Annotated in this window: 13 protein-coding genes; all 13 read left to right on the plus strand. The window is 51.8% G+C overall.

The genetic code is table 11. The features are described from left to right. Window positions 1–6 precede the first annotated feature (6 nt). Window positions 7–1221, plus strand: a complete 1215-nt coding sequence (locus tag DARO_RS12340; RefSeq protein WP_011288130.1) for an FtsX-like permease family protein — start codon at window positions 7–9, stop codon at window positions 1219–1221. A 59-nt stretch (window positions 1222–1280) separates the two neighbouring features. Then, window positions 1281–2153 carry a ThiF family adenylyltransferase gene (locus DARO_RS12345; RefSeq protein ID WP_011288131.1) on the plus strand — a complete coding sequence of 291 codons (873 nt, stop codon included), beginning with the start codon at window positions 1281–1283 and terminating at the stop codon, window positions 2151–2153. Window positions 2154–2320: 167 nt separating this feature from the next. Then, entirely contained in the window at window positions 2321–2944 is a 624-nt protein-coding gene (locus DARO_RS12350; protein ID WP_011288132.1) for an XrtA/PEP-CTERM system exopolysaccharide export protein, read from the plus strand. Window positions 2945–3012: 68 nt separating this feature from the next. Further along, complete coding sequence (locus tag DARO_RS12355; protein WP_041224374.1) at window positions 3013–4572, plus strand: XrtA system polysaccharide chain length determinant; 1560 nt, start codon at window positions 3013–3015, stop codon at window positions 4570–4572. 9 nt (window positions 4573–4581) lie between these two features. Then, window positions 4582–5553 carry an XrtA-associated tyrosine autokinase gene (locus DARO_RS12360; protein WP_011288134.1) on the plus strand — a complete coding sequence of 324 codons (972 nt, stop codon included), beginning with the start codon at window positions 4582–4584 and terminating at the stop codon, window positions 5551–5553. 31 nt (window positions 5554–5584) lie between these two features. Beyond that, window positions 5585–7114 carry a TIGR03016 family PEP-CTERM system-associated outer membrane protein gene (locus DARO_RS12365; protein WP_198134033.1) on the plus strand — a complete coding sequence of 510 codons (1530 nt, stop codon included), beginning with the start codon at window positions 5585–5587 and terminating at the stop codon, window positions 7112–7114. A gap of 4 nt (window positions 7115–7118) precedes the next feature. After that, on the plus strand, window positions 7119–8195 hold the full coding sequence (locus DARO_RS12370; RefSeq protein WP_011288136.1) for an XrtA/PEP-CTERM system-associated ATPase: 1077 nt from the start codon (window positions 7119–7121) through the stop codon (window positions 8193–8195). Continuing rightward, the gene (gene wecB, locus DARO_RS12375) at window positions 8188–9360 is read left to right on the plus strand and encodes a non-hydrolyzing UDP-N-acetylglucosamine 2-epimerase (protein WP_011288137.1); all 1173 of its coding nucleotides are present in this window, start codon (window positions 8188–8190) and stop codon (window positions 9358–9360) included. The genes DARO_RS12370 and wecB overlap by 8 nt, the downstream gene beginning before the upstream one ends. A 2-nt stretch (window positions 9361–9362) precedes the next feature. Beyond that, window positions 9363–10202 carry an XrtA system polysaccharide deacetylase gene (locus DARO_RS12380; protein ID WP_011288138.1) on the plus strand — a complete coding sequence of 280 codons (840 nt, stop codon included), beginning with the start codon at window positions 9363–9365 and terminating at the stop codon, window positions 10200–10202. A gap of 3 nt (window positions 10203–10205) precedes the next feature. Then, window positions 10206–11240, plus strand: a complete 1035-nt coding sequence (locus DARO_RS12385; protein WP_011288139.1) for a FemAB family XrtA/PEP-CTERM system-associated protein — start codon at window positions 10206–10208, stop codon at window positions 11238–11240. A gap of 6 nt (window positions 11241–11246) precedes the next feature. Then, on the plus strand, window positions 11247–12467 hold the full coding sequence (locus DARO_RS12390; protein ID WP_011288140.1) for a TIGR03087 family PEP-CTERM/XrtA system glycosyltransferase: 1221 nt from the start codon (window positions 11247–11249) through the stop codon (window positions 12465–12467). Then, window positions 12458–13975: an exosortase A gene (gene xrtA, locus DARO_RS12395; RefSeq protein ID WP_011288141.1), complete on the plus strand. Its 1518-nt coding sequence runs from the start codon at window positions 12458–12460 to the stop codon at window positions 13973–13975. Before DARO_RS12390 ends, xrtA begins: the two co-directional genes overlap by 10 nt. Continuing rightward, window positions 13972–15135 carry a TIGR03088 family PEP-CTERM/XrtA system glycosyltransferase gene (locus DARO_RS12400; protein ID WP_011288142.1) on the plus strand — a complete coding sequence of 388 codons (1164 nt, stop codon included), beginning with the start codon at window positions 13972–13974 and terminating at the stop codon, window positions 15133–15135. The genes xrtA and DARO_RS12400 overlap by 4 nt, the downstream gene beginning before the upstream one ends. Window positions 15136–15145: the final 10 nt, after the last annotated feature.

A 15145-nucleotide genomic window follows, 5' to 3' on the forward strand; every position in this document is an offset into this window, starting at 1 on the left:
GCAGCAATGATCAAACTTGCATTCCGCAACATTTTTCGCCAGTACATTCGTACAGCAATCACGCTAGCCGCAATTGTATTTGGCGTTGTCGGACTGATCCTGGGAGGCGGCTTTGTCCGGGACATTTTTTTTCAACTCGGCGAAGCCTTGATCCATTCCCAATCTGGCCACTTGCAAGTAGTCAAGACCGGTTACTTCACTTATGGCTCAAGGTCTCCGGAAAAATTTCTGATCACCGACTCCTCGTCCCTGAAGCGTGAATTGGCAAAGATTCCTGAAATACAGGAAGTACTCGAACGAGTCAGTTTCACAGGGCTACTCAACAACGGAAAAACGGATTGGCCAATCGTCGCTGATGGTGTCGAACCCGATGGTGAAGCACGACTTGGCAGCTTCATGCAGATCGTCGAAGGGCGACAGCTTACCCACAAAGACAATTTCGGAGTAACGGTTGGGCAAGGAATTGCCAAGGCACTTAATCTCAAACCGGGCGACAGGGTGTCTCTGCTAGTCAATACACCAGAAGGCGCCCTGAATACGATGGAACTCAACATCGTAGGTATTTTTCAGAGCTTCTCGAAAGACTACGACGCCCGTTTCATTCGCTTACCCTTACCAGCAGCTCAAGAGCTACTTGGATCGAATGGCATAAATAGTCTGGTCATCTCCCTAAAGCAGACGTCCGACACAGAAACAGTGTCACTTAAACTGAAGGCCATACTCAACCCTGATCAATATGAAAGCCGAACCTGGATTCAGCTTAATGACTTCTACGAAAAGACTGTTGCCCTTTATGAACAGCAATTCGGCTTTCTGCAATTGATCATCCTGACCATGGTTCTTTTGAGTGTAGCCAACAGTGTCAGCATGAGCATTTTTGAGCGCACAGGTGAGTTCGGAACAATTATGGCCATAGGAAGTCGCCCAATAGATGTCATTAAAATGTTGATAACTGAAAGCGCACTGCTAGGTTTGATCGGGTCAGGATTAGGCGTTGTACTCGGCATCGCTGCCGCTCTGTTGATATCCAGTATAGGGATTCCTATGCCACCGCCTCCAAACGCAAACCTCGGTTACATGGCTACGATACAACTCGCTCCGATCGACATTCTTATTTCGTTCGCAATTGGCTTTTTGGCAACAACGCTCGCCTGTCTCTGGCCTGGAATCCGTGTAACCAAGCTGCCAGTCATCGATGCATTGCGACAGAATCAGATCTAAAACCGACTCACCTCTCTTGCTAATCCGGGGATAACCACCAATAAACCAGGAGACCGACAATGCGCACCTTTGACTACAACACCGCATTTTCCCGAAATATAGGCTGGGTTACCGAAGACGAACAAGCACGCCTAAGAAATTGCCGTGTTGCTATTGCTGGACTGGGTGGGGTTGGCGGCGTGCATCTGCTAACCCTCGCTCGCTTGGGCATTGGAAAATTCAACGTTGCTGACTTCGACAAATTCGATTTCGTCAATTTCAACCGACAGGTTGGCGCAACCATGAGTTCGATTGACCGCCCCAAGATTGACGTCCTTGAAGAAATGGCGCGGGATATCAACCCGGAACTGGAACTCCGCCTCTTCCCCGACGGTATTTCCACGAAAAATCTGGACGAATTTCTGGATGGCGTTGACGTTTATGTCGACGGCTTGGATTTTTTCGTATTCGATATTAGACGAAAGACCTTTGCCGCCTGTCAGGCCAAGGGAATTCCGGTCGTTACAGCAGCGCCTTTAGGTCTAGGCACAGCAGTACTTGTCTTCAGCCCAACTGGTATGTCCAGTGAAGACTACTTTGGTTTCGAGGGATGCGACGAACTAGAAATGGCTATTCGCTTTCTTGTCGGTCTCTCGCCGGCAGTTTTGCAACGCGGCTATGTTGCGGACATGAGCCGCATTAGCCTCCCCGAACGACGAGGTCCATCCTCCATCGCATCATGCCAGCTATGCGCCGGCGTCGCTGCCGTTGAGACGCTTAAACTTCTTCTAGGCCGTGGAGAAATTCGGTACGCCCCTTGGGGTAGCCAGTTTGATGCCTACCGCATGAAATATGTCCGCACCTGGCGACCGGGTGGCTACCGAAACCCATTGCAACGCCTCATGCGTTTTCTTCTGCGCAAACAATTGGAGAAAATCAGCAAATCTATGTAACCATCGGGCAAAATGACTCTATTCTGAAAGCATCCATTTCCGTGAAATAGTTCCATGCCACCGGCTTTGAAAGCACGGTATTCTTGAAACGTTTCCGTTATCATTATGCCCTGACCATTTACCGGCCGCAGCTTCCTGTGGCCAGATCGAGGGAAAAGAGGACAATCATGTTTCGTTCGACCGTTAGATCCACTAAGCATTGGCTAACCTTGAGTGTTGCCGTTCTAATTATTACCTCCGGATGTGCCAGCAACCGCCCGGCCGCTCCCGCAGAAGCAGCATCGGCCGAATACAGCTATAAAATTGGCCCAGGAGACAATCTAAATATTGTCGTTTGGCGAAATCCAGAGCTTTCAATGGTTGTACCGGTTCGTCCCGATGGAAAGATTTCCTCTCCGCTGATTGACGACCTGAATGCCATGGGCAAGGATTCGACCTCACTTGCTCGTGATATTGAAAAAGAACTGGCAAAATACATTCGAGACCCAGTCGTCACTGTGATCGTAACGGGCTTTGTTGGACCATATAGCGAGCAGATCAGAGTCATTGGCGCGGCGACCAAACCACAAATTCTCGCGTACAAACAAAAGATGACCCTGCTTGACGTCATGATTGCAGTAGGCGGCATTACCGACTTTGCAGATGGCAATGGAGCTACGATTCTACGCACCTCCGAAAACAATGCTCAATATAGTGTGCGCATCAAGGATCTGGTCAAACGCGGTGACGTTTCGGCCAACGTTGAGATGAAACCTGGCGATGTGTTGATCATCCCCCAAAGCTGGTTCTGATCTTAAGTCGTTACTCAATACCATCCGCTCGGCCATTTGGCCGAGCGTGTGTTTGTCTGGACTTCTAAATGGAAGAAATTCTTCGTCAGGCCCTGTCAATTCTCCGAGCGACCTGGAAATACCGTCGCCTTGGCATGCTCGTCGCGTGGGTCGTTGGAGCAGTTGCCGCAGGCATCGTGCTTAAGATGCCTGATCGCTACGAAGCCTCAGCCCGTATCTACGTGGATACACAATCCATTCTTAAGCCGTTGATGTCCGGACTGACCGTTCAGCCGAACATAGAACAACAAGTGATGATGCTCAGTCGAACGCTAATCAGCCGACCCAATATCGAAAAATTGATTCGGATGGCTGATCTTGACCTAAAGATTCAGGGGAAACGCGAACAAGAAGCACTGATTGACGAGTTAATGAAGACTCTCGTGATTCAAAGTTTGGGCCGCGACAACCTGTACACCATCGCCTACCGCGACACTGATCCTTCAAAGGCGCAACGGGTCGTACAGGCTCTGGTGTCGATTTTTGTTGAATCAAGCTTAGGGGACAAGCGGCAGGACAGTGACTCCGCACTAAAATTCATTGATGAACAAATAAGGAACTACGAAAAGAAACTCGAAGATGCAGAAAGCCGCCTGAAGGATTTCAAGCTTCGCAACGTTGAGCTGAATACCGGCGAAGGCAGAAGCGGCATTGATAAACTCTCCGAATTGACCAATGTTTTGAATAGTTCAAGACTTGCACTTCGCGAAGCCGAGAATTCACGTGATGCACTGCGCAGGCAAATCCTCGGTGAAGAGCCGGTGTTGTTGCCAGAATCATCTAGCGGCGACTCAGGTGTTTCATTACCCGAGATTGATGGCAGACTGGATGTACAGAAGCGCAACCTTGACAATTTATTACAGCGCTACACTGATCAACACCCCGATGTCATTGGAACACGTCGACTGATCAAGGATATTGAAGAGCAGAAACGTCAGGAGCTCTTGGCTCGCAAAAAATTTGCAGCGGCCAATCCTGGAGCCTCCGTCAGCAACAACCCCGTGTATCAACAACTAAAGGTGTCGTTAGCCGAGTCCGAAGCCAATGTAGCCTCGTTGCGCGCCCGTGTCAGCGAGTACGAAACTCGTTACAAGCGCACTACTGACTTGCTCAAGACACAACCGCAACTCGAAGCAGAATATACCCAACTTAATCGCGACTACGACATTCACAAGAAAAACTACGAACAGCTGGTTACCCGCCGAGAAGCCGCCGAACTGTCCGGCGATCTTGAGTCAACAGGTTCTGGCGCTGACTTTCGGCTAATCGACCCGCCACGGGCTTCGTCAAAGCCTGTAGCCCCCAACCGCCTCTTGCTCCTTCCTGGCGGACTTGCCTTGGCTTTGGCTGCGGGCTTGTTTGTTGCATTTGTCGCTAGCCAGATTCGCCCGGTATTCTTTGATGGCAAGACCCTTCGCGAAGTATCAGGCTTGCCTCTTCTTGGCACGGTTTCACTACTGCCAAACCCCGTTCGAAAACAGAAGGAACGAGCAAGTCTGAAGAGATTTCTCATCGCCACGTTTGGCCTAATTTCAGCGTATGGCTTTGGCATAGCCGCGCTTTTTATACTCACCCAACGCGCAGCCTGAGGAATTTTGATGAGTCTGATTGAACAAGCTGCCAAGCGTTTAGAGCAACTGCGCCAAGCTGGGGTCGAGCTCCCCAATAGCGAACCGGAACAGGGGTTGGAGTTATCAGCTTCCAATTCGCCCCAAAAACGAGAAGCAGTTGCGCCTGCGATAGCACCAAACCGCCACCAAGCAACTCAGCCCCCCCGCTCGCCGACACTCGACGCTGAAAAGGCTTCATCCAATTCAGGGAATCGCGTTGAATTGAACCTTGAGGCCATCTCTGCGTCCGGCTTGCTGGTACCTAATGCGGCCCGCAGCGAACTGGCTGACGAATATCGTGTGATCAAACGTCCCTTAATCGCCAACGCAATGGGCCGCAGTGGTGCGCAGATCGATTACGGCAATTTGATCATGGTGACAAGCGCGCTTCCCGGTGAGGGGAAGAGTTTTTCTGCTATCAACCTCGCCATCAGTATTGCCATGGAACTCGACAACACGGTCATGCTGGTCGATGCTGATGTTGCACGTCCATCAATACTCAATATGCTGGGGCTTTCCCCTGCTCCAGGCCTGCTGGATGTGGTTGACCGTAGCTCGGTAGATATTTCCGGTGTTCTGCTACGCACTAACATCGACAAGCTATCCATTCTGCCGAGCGGGACCCAACATCCAAGAGCAACTGAGTTGCTCGCAAGTGATGCAATGATCAAACTCCTTGATGATATGTCAAGGCGCTACAGCGATCGGATCATCATATTCGACTCCCCTCCCCTGTTGTTAACGACCGAAGCGCGAGCATTGGCAACCCACATGGGGCAGATTGTCATTGTGGTCAATGCCGAGAACACAACTCAAGCGGCGGTCAAAGAGGCGATCGCCACCATTGAGGCTTGTCCAGTCAAGATGATGCTCCTCAATCAGGCGCGTCAGGCAGGATCCGGCACATACGGCTACGGTTATGGCTATGGGTACGGAAACAGGTACGGAAATGAGAAATAATCTCTCCAGAATCTGTCTTTTTTCCAGCCTGATGCTGCTTGTAACGGGCAACGCGTTGGCGCAACAAACGGCAGCCGATCCAAGCCAAGTATCAGACCAGAATAAGCTGGAAGCAACCCTGCAACCAACTTGGGTCATCAAGCCCCGTATTTCGCTGACGGAAACGTGGACTGATAACGCCAACCTTAATCAAGGCACAAACTCGAAGCAAAGTGACTTGATCACAGAGGTAGCGCCAGGCATCCAAATCCAAGCTAGAACTGCTCGCTTGAAAGGCTACCTCGACTATTCTCTACGTGGTCAGCAATATGCACAAAACACCAATTCCGCTCGCACTCAAAACTCGCTGAATGCCTTCGGAACCCTGGAAGCCATCGACAACTGGCTCTTTCTTGATTTCAGTGGAGTAATTGCCCAGCAATCTATCTCAGCATTCGGCGCACAATCTCCGGCCAGCACCTCTGTCAATAGCAACAGTACCGAAACATCGACCTATCGACTCTCGCCCTATGTTCGTGGCCAATTCGGTGGCATTGCCGAATACATGCTTCGTTATAACGTATCGACCACGCGCTCTGACTCTAGTACTGCCGCTGGGATTGATATCTCCCAACTTAGCGGTCAGTTGAAGGGAAGCACACCATTTCAACGTTTGAAATGGACGATAGATGGAAATCAACAAACTACCGATTACAGCACCGGGCGCACCACGGATGCAGAAACCTATCGAGGAATGTTGACCTATTCTCTATTCCCACAATTTCGGATATCAGCCAGTGGTGGCTGGGAGTCAAACAATTACGCATCCGCTACCCAGGAAAGCCGTACTACCCATGGATATGGTTTCGACTGGAATCCGACAGAGCGGACACAGTTGTCAGTCTTTAAGGAGCGGCGTTTTTTTGGTGATGGCCACAATATTTCCTTCAGCCACCGTTTCCCAATGAGCAGTATCCAGTACACCAATACCCGCGATGTATCGGTGCTGCCAGATCAATTTGGATATGTTGGCAGGGGAACAGTTTACGACCAGTACTACCAATTATTCAGTGGCATTTCCGACCCAGTTCTGCGGGCCAATTTTGTTAATGCATTTCTCGCCGCATTCGGTATCAACCCCAAAAGCCAAATCGTTAGCAGCTTTATCTCATCGCAGGCCAGCATCCAACGTCGCCAGCAACTCTCTTATGTAATATATGGGGCACGAAACTCCATAACTCTGCTGGCCAATCGCAGCGAAAACCAATCACTTCTGGCGACGAGCATAGGAAATGATGATTTTTCCAAGAGCACCACAATTCGCCAGAGCGGACTCAGTGTCAATTTTGCCCACCGCCTGAGCGAGATTTCCAATTTGAATTTGTTGCTATCGCGCCAGGAGAACACCGGCGGCACTGGCAGTTCGCTGAAGGCGACGACGACAATCTATCAACTCAATGTATCGACACAACTGGGTGCAAAAACGACAGGCTCTCTGAGCGTTCGCCGCTCAGAATTCGACAATTCGACCACACCCTTCATCGAGAACGCATTGATCGGCATGGTTACTTACATTTATTAAACACATGTACGAAGCGTTCTATGGCTTGACCAGCAAGCCTTTCCAACTAAATCCAGACCCCTCCTTCTACTTCGGTAGCAAGCAGCACCGGCGCGCCGCGGCCTATCTCGAATATGGCCTACACCAAAATGAAGGATTTATTGTCATCACTGGAGAAGTCGGTGCCGGCAAGACAACCATTGTCCGAGGCATGCTTGACAGTCTGGACCAGGACAAGGTGATTGCCGCCCATCTAGTCAGCACCCAGCTTGATGCCGACGATACCCTTCGCCTGGTTGGCGCGGCCTTTGGCTTGCGTACCAAAGATGTATCGAAGGCTGATGTCCTGATGACCTTGGAGGCCTTCCTGATCAGCATGACCGGCAAGGGCAAGCGCTGCCTTCTGGTTGTCGATGAGGCCCAGAATCTGACGCAACGTGCGGTCGAAGAACTGCGCATGCTTTCAAACTTTCAATTTGGCAATCACGCACTTCTGCAAAGCTTCCTCGTTGGTCAGCCAGAATTCCGCCATATCCTGCAGAGCCCGAATTTGATGCAGTTTCGGCAACGAGTAATTGCTGCCTGCCATATTGGACCACTTGATGTCGATGAAACCAAGTCTTATATCGATCATCGTCTCAAATGCGCTGGAGCCAATGACAGCATCGTTATTTCCCCTGACGCACACGAAGCTATCTTCAAAGCCAGTAGCGGTATTCCCAGGAGAATTAACTCTGTCTGCGACCGACTATTGCTCTTCGGTTTCCTGAGCAACAAGAAAGAATTCAAGGCAGAAGATGTTGAAGAAGTTGCCAGAGAAATCTACGAAGAAACAATGGGTGGCTCCACATTGATATCAGCGCCCAACGGATTATCTGATGTTGATAACAGCCAATTCTCCCTTGCCGACGGTTCCATTTGTCATCCTGCAGATTTCCTGGCCTCATTGAACGTTCAGCAATTCGGCGACCGCCTTGCGCGCCTTGAACACGGATTGACTCAGCTCCAGAAAACCAATAGTGCTACGCTTGCCCTGCTTCAGCAGGTACTTGGCAATCGTACTCAAACCCCAATTCCTGAAATCGAGAAAACAAATGCCTAGTACGTGGCCGAAGAACCTGGGACCGGTTATTTGTGTCGTCGGTGCCCGCCCCAATTTCATGAAGATGGCTCCGGTTCTTCGTGCTTTCTCTGACAACCAGCCCGCGATTCCCACATTGTTAGTGCATACCGGCCAGCACTATGACCGCGACATGAACGACAAGCTATTCGAGGACCTGCGCCTGCCTCATCCGGACATCAACCTTGAAGTTGGTTCCGGCACCCACGCCGTACAGACCGCAGAAGTAATGCGTCGTTTTGAACCAGTGCTGGACGAAAAAAAGCCCTCATGCGTTCTTGTCGTTGGCGATGTCAATTCAACACTTGCCTGCACTTTGGTCGCTGTAAAAAAGGGAATTCCTGTTGTTCACGTGGAAGCTGGACTACGTAGTTACGACCGAGCAATGCCCGAAGAAATCAACCGCATCTTGACCGACCAGGTTGCCGATCTTCTCTACACAACCGAACGTAGTGCGACAGCCAACCTGACTCGTGAGGGCATCTCAGAAGAACGTATTCGTTTTGTCGGCAATGTAATGATCGACTCGCTTCTGAGCAACCGTGAAAAGGCGCGTGACCCTCAAGATACCCTTCGTAGCTGCGGTGCTGATCCTGCTGCAATCACCGGAGCCCAAGGTTTTGGCGTGGTAACAATGCACAGGCCATCAAACGTCGACCATCCAGAGGTTCTGCGCTCCTTGCTTGCGGTATTACGGGAAATTTCCGAATCGCTGCCACTGGTCTTCGCGCTTCATCCTCGAACCAAAGGAAATATCGAGCGTTTCGGTCTAGGTGACCTGATCGATACAGCACGCATGATCATGTTACCCCCCCAGGGGTATCTGGAAATACTGGGCCTCATGGCGCACGCCCGTATTGTGCTGACAGATTCCGGCGGGTTGCAGGAAGAGACTACTGCACTTGGCATTCCCTGTCTTACCATGCGCGAAAATACCGAACGACCAATTACTGTCGAGCAAGGCACCAATACCATGGTGGGCAGGGATATTGAAGCCATTCGTCGGCACACTCACGAAACATTGGCAGGCCACGGCAAATCAGGCCGTGTTCCGGAACTTTGGGATGGCCATGCCGCCCAGCGTATAGCAGCCGATCTCGGCAGATGGCTTGTCGATCGTCATCAATCTCAGTCGTCCATTCAGTGACAATGGAACCCAGTGGCATCCGCAATGCTTTTACCATTGATGTCGAAGACTATTTTCAGGTTTCGGCATTCGCTCCTCACATTCCTCGTATTGAATGGCCGGAGCGTGAATGTCGCGTTGAACGAAATGTCGACTGCATCCTTGCGATGCTTGATGAGCACGCGACCAAGGCAACCTTTTTCACCCTTGGCTGGATTGCCGAGCGCTATCCAAATCTCGTTCGAAGTATTGTAGATAACGGACACGAAGTTGCCAGCCACGGCTATGGTCACGAGCGTGCCAGCGACCAGACCCCTGAAAACTTCTTCGCTGATATCAATCTGGCCAAGTTACTCCTTGAAGACATTACCGGAGTAAAAGTCAGTGGCTATCGAGCTCCCAGTTTCTCCATTGGAAAAATGAACCTGTGGGCATTTGAATGCCTTGAGCGAGCTGGCTACCGTTACAGTTCCAGCGTCTATCCCATTCACCACGACCATTACGGAATGCCAGATGCCCCGCGGCATGCGCACCAAATCGGCCAATTACTGGAAATACCGCCGACCACGTTGCGGCTCCTGAGCCGAAACTGGCCAGCAAGCGGTGGTGGTTATTTTCGTTTAATGCCCTACAAGCTGTCATCCTGGATGATCCGCCGAGTCAATGAAATCGATAAATTGCCGGCGGTTTTTTACTTTCATCCATGGGAAGTTGACCCCGGTCAGCCGCGTATCGCTGGCATTAGCACCAAAACACGTTTTCGCCACTATCTGAATCTCCATCGCATGGAACTCCGTCTGCGCTGCCTTCTCAAGGATTTCTCATGGGGTCGCATGGACAAGCTTTTTCTCGATAATCACTAGCCCATGCAGATCAGGCAACTAAATCCTTCAGACAAGGAAGGCGCTGCGCGCTGGGATGCTTTTGTTTACGCCAGCCCAGAAGCCACCTTTTTTCATCGCGCGGACTGGCAAGGCATTATTCGGGAAGTTTTTAAACACCCCACCTGGTATCTTTATGCCGAAGAAAATGGCGAAATCGTCGGCGTTTTGCCACTGGCGCAGATCAATAGTTTGCTTTTCGGCAATTCACTGACCTCCCTACCCTTTGCTGTCTATGGTGGAGTCGTGGCCAGCCGTCCAGATGTCGTCTCCATGCTGGAGCAAGAAGCCCAAAAGCTCGCACAGGAACTCAAGGTAGACCACCTCGAATTCCGGAACCTCACACCACGCCATAGCGAGTGGCCAATCCAGGATCTCTACGTAACTTTCCGCAAGGAAATTCTGCCCGATGTCGAAGCCAACATGCTGGCTATTCCTCGCAAACAGCGCGCGATGGTCCGCAAAGGCATCAAGAACGGATTGATCAGTACGGTTGACCCTACCTGTGACAGGTTCTTCTCGCTCTTTGCCGACAATGTCCATCGCCATGGCACACCAGCCCTGCCAAAGCGCTATTTCGACAGTCTGCTCAGGACTTTTGGTAACGACTGCGAAATCCTTACGGTGACAGGCCCGGATGGACGGATCTTAAGTAGCGTACTTTCGTTTTATTTCCGCGACGAAGTCCTTCCCTATTACGCTGGTGACGATGAAGCAGCCCGTGACCAGGCAGCCAACGATTTCAAATACTGGGAACTCATGCGTCGTGCTTGCGAGCGCGGACTAAAGATTTTCGACTACGGCCGCAGCAAGGTAGGTACAGGTCCCTACGCATTCAAGAAAAACTGGGGCTTTGAGCCGCGCCCTTTGTCTTATGAATATTGCCTGTACAAGGGCAACGATATCCCTCAAAACAATCCCAGCAACGCCAAATACAAATTGTTCATCGCAGCTTGGCGACGCCTGCCAATCGGACTCGCCAACCTGCTCGGACCGCACATTGTCCGCAACCTGGGCTGAGATCGAATGGCTAACATTCTCTACCTCGTCCACCGACTGCCATATCCGCCGAACAAAGGCGACAAGGTACGTTCGTTCCACCTGCTTAAACACTTGGTCAAAGAGCACAAGGTCTTCCTCGGAACCTTCGTTGATGATCCGGAAGACGAGGTGCATATTGAAACCGTACGAGGCCTTTGCACTGAATTGTATGTCGCCCGCCTTGATCCACGTTTCGCCAAGATTCGCAGCCTCAATGGCCTGCTTGCCGGCGAACCTTTGACTCTTCGCTACTATCGTGATGCTGGCTTACAGGCATGGGTGGACAACATCTGCAAGCATCACCAGATTGATGCGATCGTGATCTTTAGTTCAGCGATGGCGCAATACATCGAAGACAAACGACGAGTGCCGGTATTGATCGACTTTGTCGACGTTGATTCGGCCAAATGGACTCAGTATGCCGATAAGCATCGCTGGCCCATGTCCTGGATTTATCGTCGTGAAGGCGAGTTACTGCTTGCCTACGAACGACTGATGGCCTCCTTGGCAATCCGATCTTTTTTTGTCACCGACGCAGAAGTCGCCCTGTTCAAGCGACTTGCACCAGAATGTGGCGTCCGTATCGATGCGATGTGCAATGGCGTAGATGCCGACTTCTTCTCGCCCGATCCTGAGCGACCAAACCCGTTTGGCGATAAAGAAACTCCTGTTGTATTCACCGGTGCAATGGACTACTGGCCGAACATTGACGCTGCCATTTGGTTTGTGAACGAAATATTGCCAAGAGTGAGGCAGCAGCGTCCTGAAGTTCGCTTCTATATCGTTGGCCGTAGCCCCACCCCTGAAGTACTTGCGCTGGCAAATGAGCATGTCGTTGTGACGGGAACCGTTCCAGACGTCCGCCCCTATTTGCAACACGCGAGTATCGTCGTCGCCCCGCTACGCGTCGCGAGAGGCATCCAAAACAAGATTCTGGAGGCCATGGCCATGGGACGCCCCGTCATTGCCACGACAGAATGTGCCGCTGCGGTCGACGCCAAAATCGATGCAGAATTGCTCGCAGCAGCAACAGCCAGCGAGTTCATTGCTGCGATCGACAAGCAACTGGCGAACCCGACGATCGGCAACGCCATCGGTCAGGCAGCCCGCACACGGGTCGTGGGCCGATACAGCTGGGAGGCACACCTGAGCGGTATCAACCCCTATCTCCATTTCCCTGAACAGCCAGAATTGACATGTTCCTAGTCACTAGACTCCCTACGGCCTGGCTACGCACTTTACCGCTACTGCTGGCTCTGATCGGCTGGATCCTCTTCTGGTATTGGGGAACAATGTCGGCGATGCTGGAAATCTGGGCGCGCTCAGACACTTACGCCCATGCGTTTATCGTGCCGCCTATCGCCCTGTGGTTGATCTGGCGCAAGCGCGATGAACTTCTTGCTATCCAACCAACAGCCTCCGGCTGGCTGGCTCTACCGCTGGCAGTAGCAACTTTCGCTTGGCTCCTGGGCCAATTGACGGCAGTCAATGCACTGACCCAGTTTGCACTTGTGATTACGTTGATTCTTTCCATCATGTCCCTCCTGGGACTGAGGATCAGCCGCCACATCGCCTTTCCGCTCGCCTTCCTGCTCTTCTCTGTCCCAATCGGTGATTTCATGATGCCGAAATTGATGGACTGGACAGCGGCCTTCACGGTTACCGCGCTACGCGCGACCGGCATTCCGGTTTACCAAGAAGGCAACCAATTTGTTATTCCATCCGGCAATTGGTCGGTAGTCGAAGCATGCAGCGGCATCCGCTACATCATCGCGTCAGTAACGGTCGGTACCCTTTTCGCCTATCTCAATTTTGTCACGTTACGCCGTCGCTTGATTTTCATTCTGGTTTCGATGCTGGTTCCAGTGGTCGCCAACTGGTTGCGCGCCTACATGATCGTCATGCTCGGCCACTTTTCCGGCAACAAACTCGCGGCCGGTGTCGATCACCTGATCTATGGATGGCTGTTCTTTGGCGTGGTAATCATGGCAATGTTCATGATCGGGACCCGGTGGGCCGAGTCCCCCGCCGCCTCGCAACCAGCTCTCTTTACCTCGCCCACTACGGCTAAATCAGGCTGGCTAGCCAGCCTGATTATCGCCTTGCTTGCAGCAGCTGGACCACTTGCTTTCGCCGCCATCGACAAGTTGGACAAGGCCAGCGAACCGAAACTTCCAACACTATCCATAGAGAATGGCTGGCAGAACCGGCCCCTTTTTGCCAGTTGGCAACCTGCCTACGATTCCCCGCCTGCAAAACTTCAGACTGCGTTCAGTCAAGATGCTAAAACTGTTGGTCTGTACGTGGCCTATTACCGGAACCAGGACTATCAACGCAAGCTGGTCACATCAACCAATATGCTGGCCAAGTCCAACGACACTGTGTGGTCTGTTCTATCCCGGGACACTGCAAATATAAATATCGACGGCCTCCCCCCGGTGGTTCGTACAGCCCAGATTTTAGGGAAAGACACCAGCCCTCCAAGCAATCTCATTGTTTGGCAGTGGTACTGGGTCAACGGCAAGCTCGTTACTTCCGAAGCCGAGGCCAAACTACAGACAGCCCTGTCTCGTCTGCGTGGCGCCGGTGATGATTCTGCCGTCATCATGATTTATGCACCAAGCGAATCAGCTGCCGACACATTGCCCGCTTTCTCAACCCAGGCTGCGGGAACCATCAACCAATGGCTTGCGGCGACTCGCGACGCTCGATGAACGACGATCCACGCCCGCTCATTGCGCATGTGGTGTACCGTTTCGACACGGGGGGGCTGGAAAATGGTGTCATCAACCTGATCAACCATATGTCGCCGGATCGATACCGACATGCCGTTATCGCACTCACCGAGATCACCGATTTTCGTAAGCGCATCCAGCGAAACGATGTTCAGTTTTTCTCGTTGAGAAAACAACCAGGGCAAACTTTCTGGATTTTTCCGCAGCTGTTTCGTTTATTCCGCCAATTACGTCCGGCCATTGTCCATAGTCGCAACCTCGCAGCGCTAGAAGCCCAATTGCCAGCCTGGCTGGCCGGAGTTCCCATACGTATTCACGGCGAACATGGCCGTGACGTAGGCGATCTGGATGGCAGCAATATCACCTATCAACGTATCCGCCGATTTTACCGTCCCTTCGTGAGTTATTACCTCGCCCTGTCCAGGGATCTTGCCCAGTATCTAAATGGTATTATTCATGTCCCGGAAAACAAGATGTTGCAGGTATATAACGGTGTCGACACTGAACGTTTTACCCCATCAGGCACTCGCTCACCAATATCGAATTACCCGTTTTCAGCTGATGATCACTGGGTGATCGGTACCGTTGGGCGTATGCAAACAGTAAAAGATCAGGTGACGCTTGCCAGAGCATTTGTTCGAGCTCTCGAAATTGCACCAGAACTTCAGCCCCGCATTCGCCTGCTACTCGTCGGCGATGGCCCGCTCAGGGCTGAATGCCAGCAAGTTCTGGACGCCGCGGGAATTGGACGCTTGGCTTGGCTGCCAGGCGAGCGCACCGATATTCCCGAGATCATGCGAACTCTGGACTGTTTCGTTCTGCCTTCGCTGGCTGAAGGTATTTCCAATACCATTCTCGAAGCGATGGCTTCGGGCTTACCCGTAATTGCCACCGACGTCGGTGGCAATTCAGACTTGGTGGATTCCGGCATTACCGGGGAAATCATTCCTCCGACAGATCATGAAACCATGGCCAAAAGCATTGTGCGCTATGCGAGTGACCCTGGCGCGGCAAAAGCCATTGGCCGCGCAGGAAGGCAACGCGTCGAGCAGAAATTCAGCATGAACGCCATGGTTGCAGCCTACCAAGGCATCTACGACCAATTACTGCACCGTAGCGGTGCACTCCCCAAGCACTGACAGGACACAG

The organism is Dechloromonas aromatica RCB (assembly GCF_000012425.1).

Bases quoted from the DNA above. Each gene is read 5' to 3' on its own strand.
- DARO_RS12340 (WP_011288130.1), top strand. From the start codon at position 7: ATGATCAAACTTGCATTCCGCAACATTTTTCGCCAGTACATTCGTACA.
- DARO_RS12345 (WP_011288131.1), top strand. From the start codon at position 1,281: ATGCGCACCTTTGACTACAACACCGCATTTTCCCGAAATATAGGCTGG.
- DARO_RS12350 (WP_011288132.1), top strand. From the start codon at position 2,321: ATGTTTCGTTCGACCGTTAGATCCACTAAGCATTGGCTAACCTTGAGT.
- DARO_RS12355 (WP_041224374.1), top strand. From the start codon at position 3,013: ATGGAAGAAATTCTTCGTCAGGCCCTGTCAATTCTCCGAGCGACCTGG.
- DARO_RS12360 (WP_011288134.1), top strand. From the start codon at position 4,582: ATGAGTCTGATTGAACAAGCTGCCAAGCGTTTAGAGCAACTGCGCCAA.
- DARO_RS12365 (WP_198134033.1), top strand. From the start codon at position 5,585: ATGCTGCTTGTAACGGGCAACGCGTTGGCGCAACAAACGGCAGCCGAT.
- DARO_RS12370 (WP_011288136.1), top strand. From the start codon at position 7,119: ATGTACGAAGCGTTCTATGGCTTGACCAGCAAGCCTTTCCAACTAAAT.
- wecB (WP_011288137.1), top strand. From the start codon at position 8,188: ATGCCTAGTACGTGGCCGAAGAACCTGGGACCGGTTATTTGTGTCGTC.
- DARO_RS12380 (WP_011288138.1), top strand. From the start codon at position 9,363: ATGGAACCCAGTGGCATCCGCAATGCTTTTACCATTGATGTCGAAGAC.
- DARO_RS12385 (WP_011288139.1), top strand. From the start codon at position 10,206: ATGCAGATCAGGCAACTAAATCCTTCAGACAAGGAAGGCGCTGCGCGC.
- DARO_RS12390 (WP_011288140.1), top strand. From the start codon at position 11,247: ATGGCTAACATTCTCTACCTCGTCCACCGACTGCCATATCCGCCGAAC.
- xrtA (WP_011288141.1), top strand. From the start codon at position 12,458: ATGTTCCTAGTCACTAGACTCCCTACGGCCTGGCTACGCACTTTACCG.
- DARO_RS12400 (WP_011288142.1), top strand. From the start codon at position 13,972: ATGAACGACGATCCACGCCCGCTCATTGCGCATGTGGTGTACCGTTTC.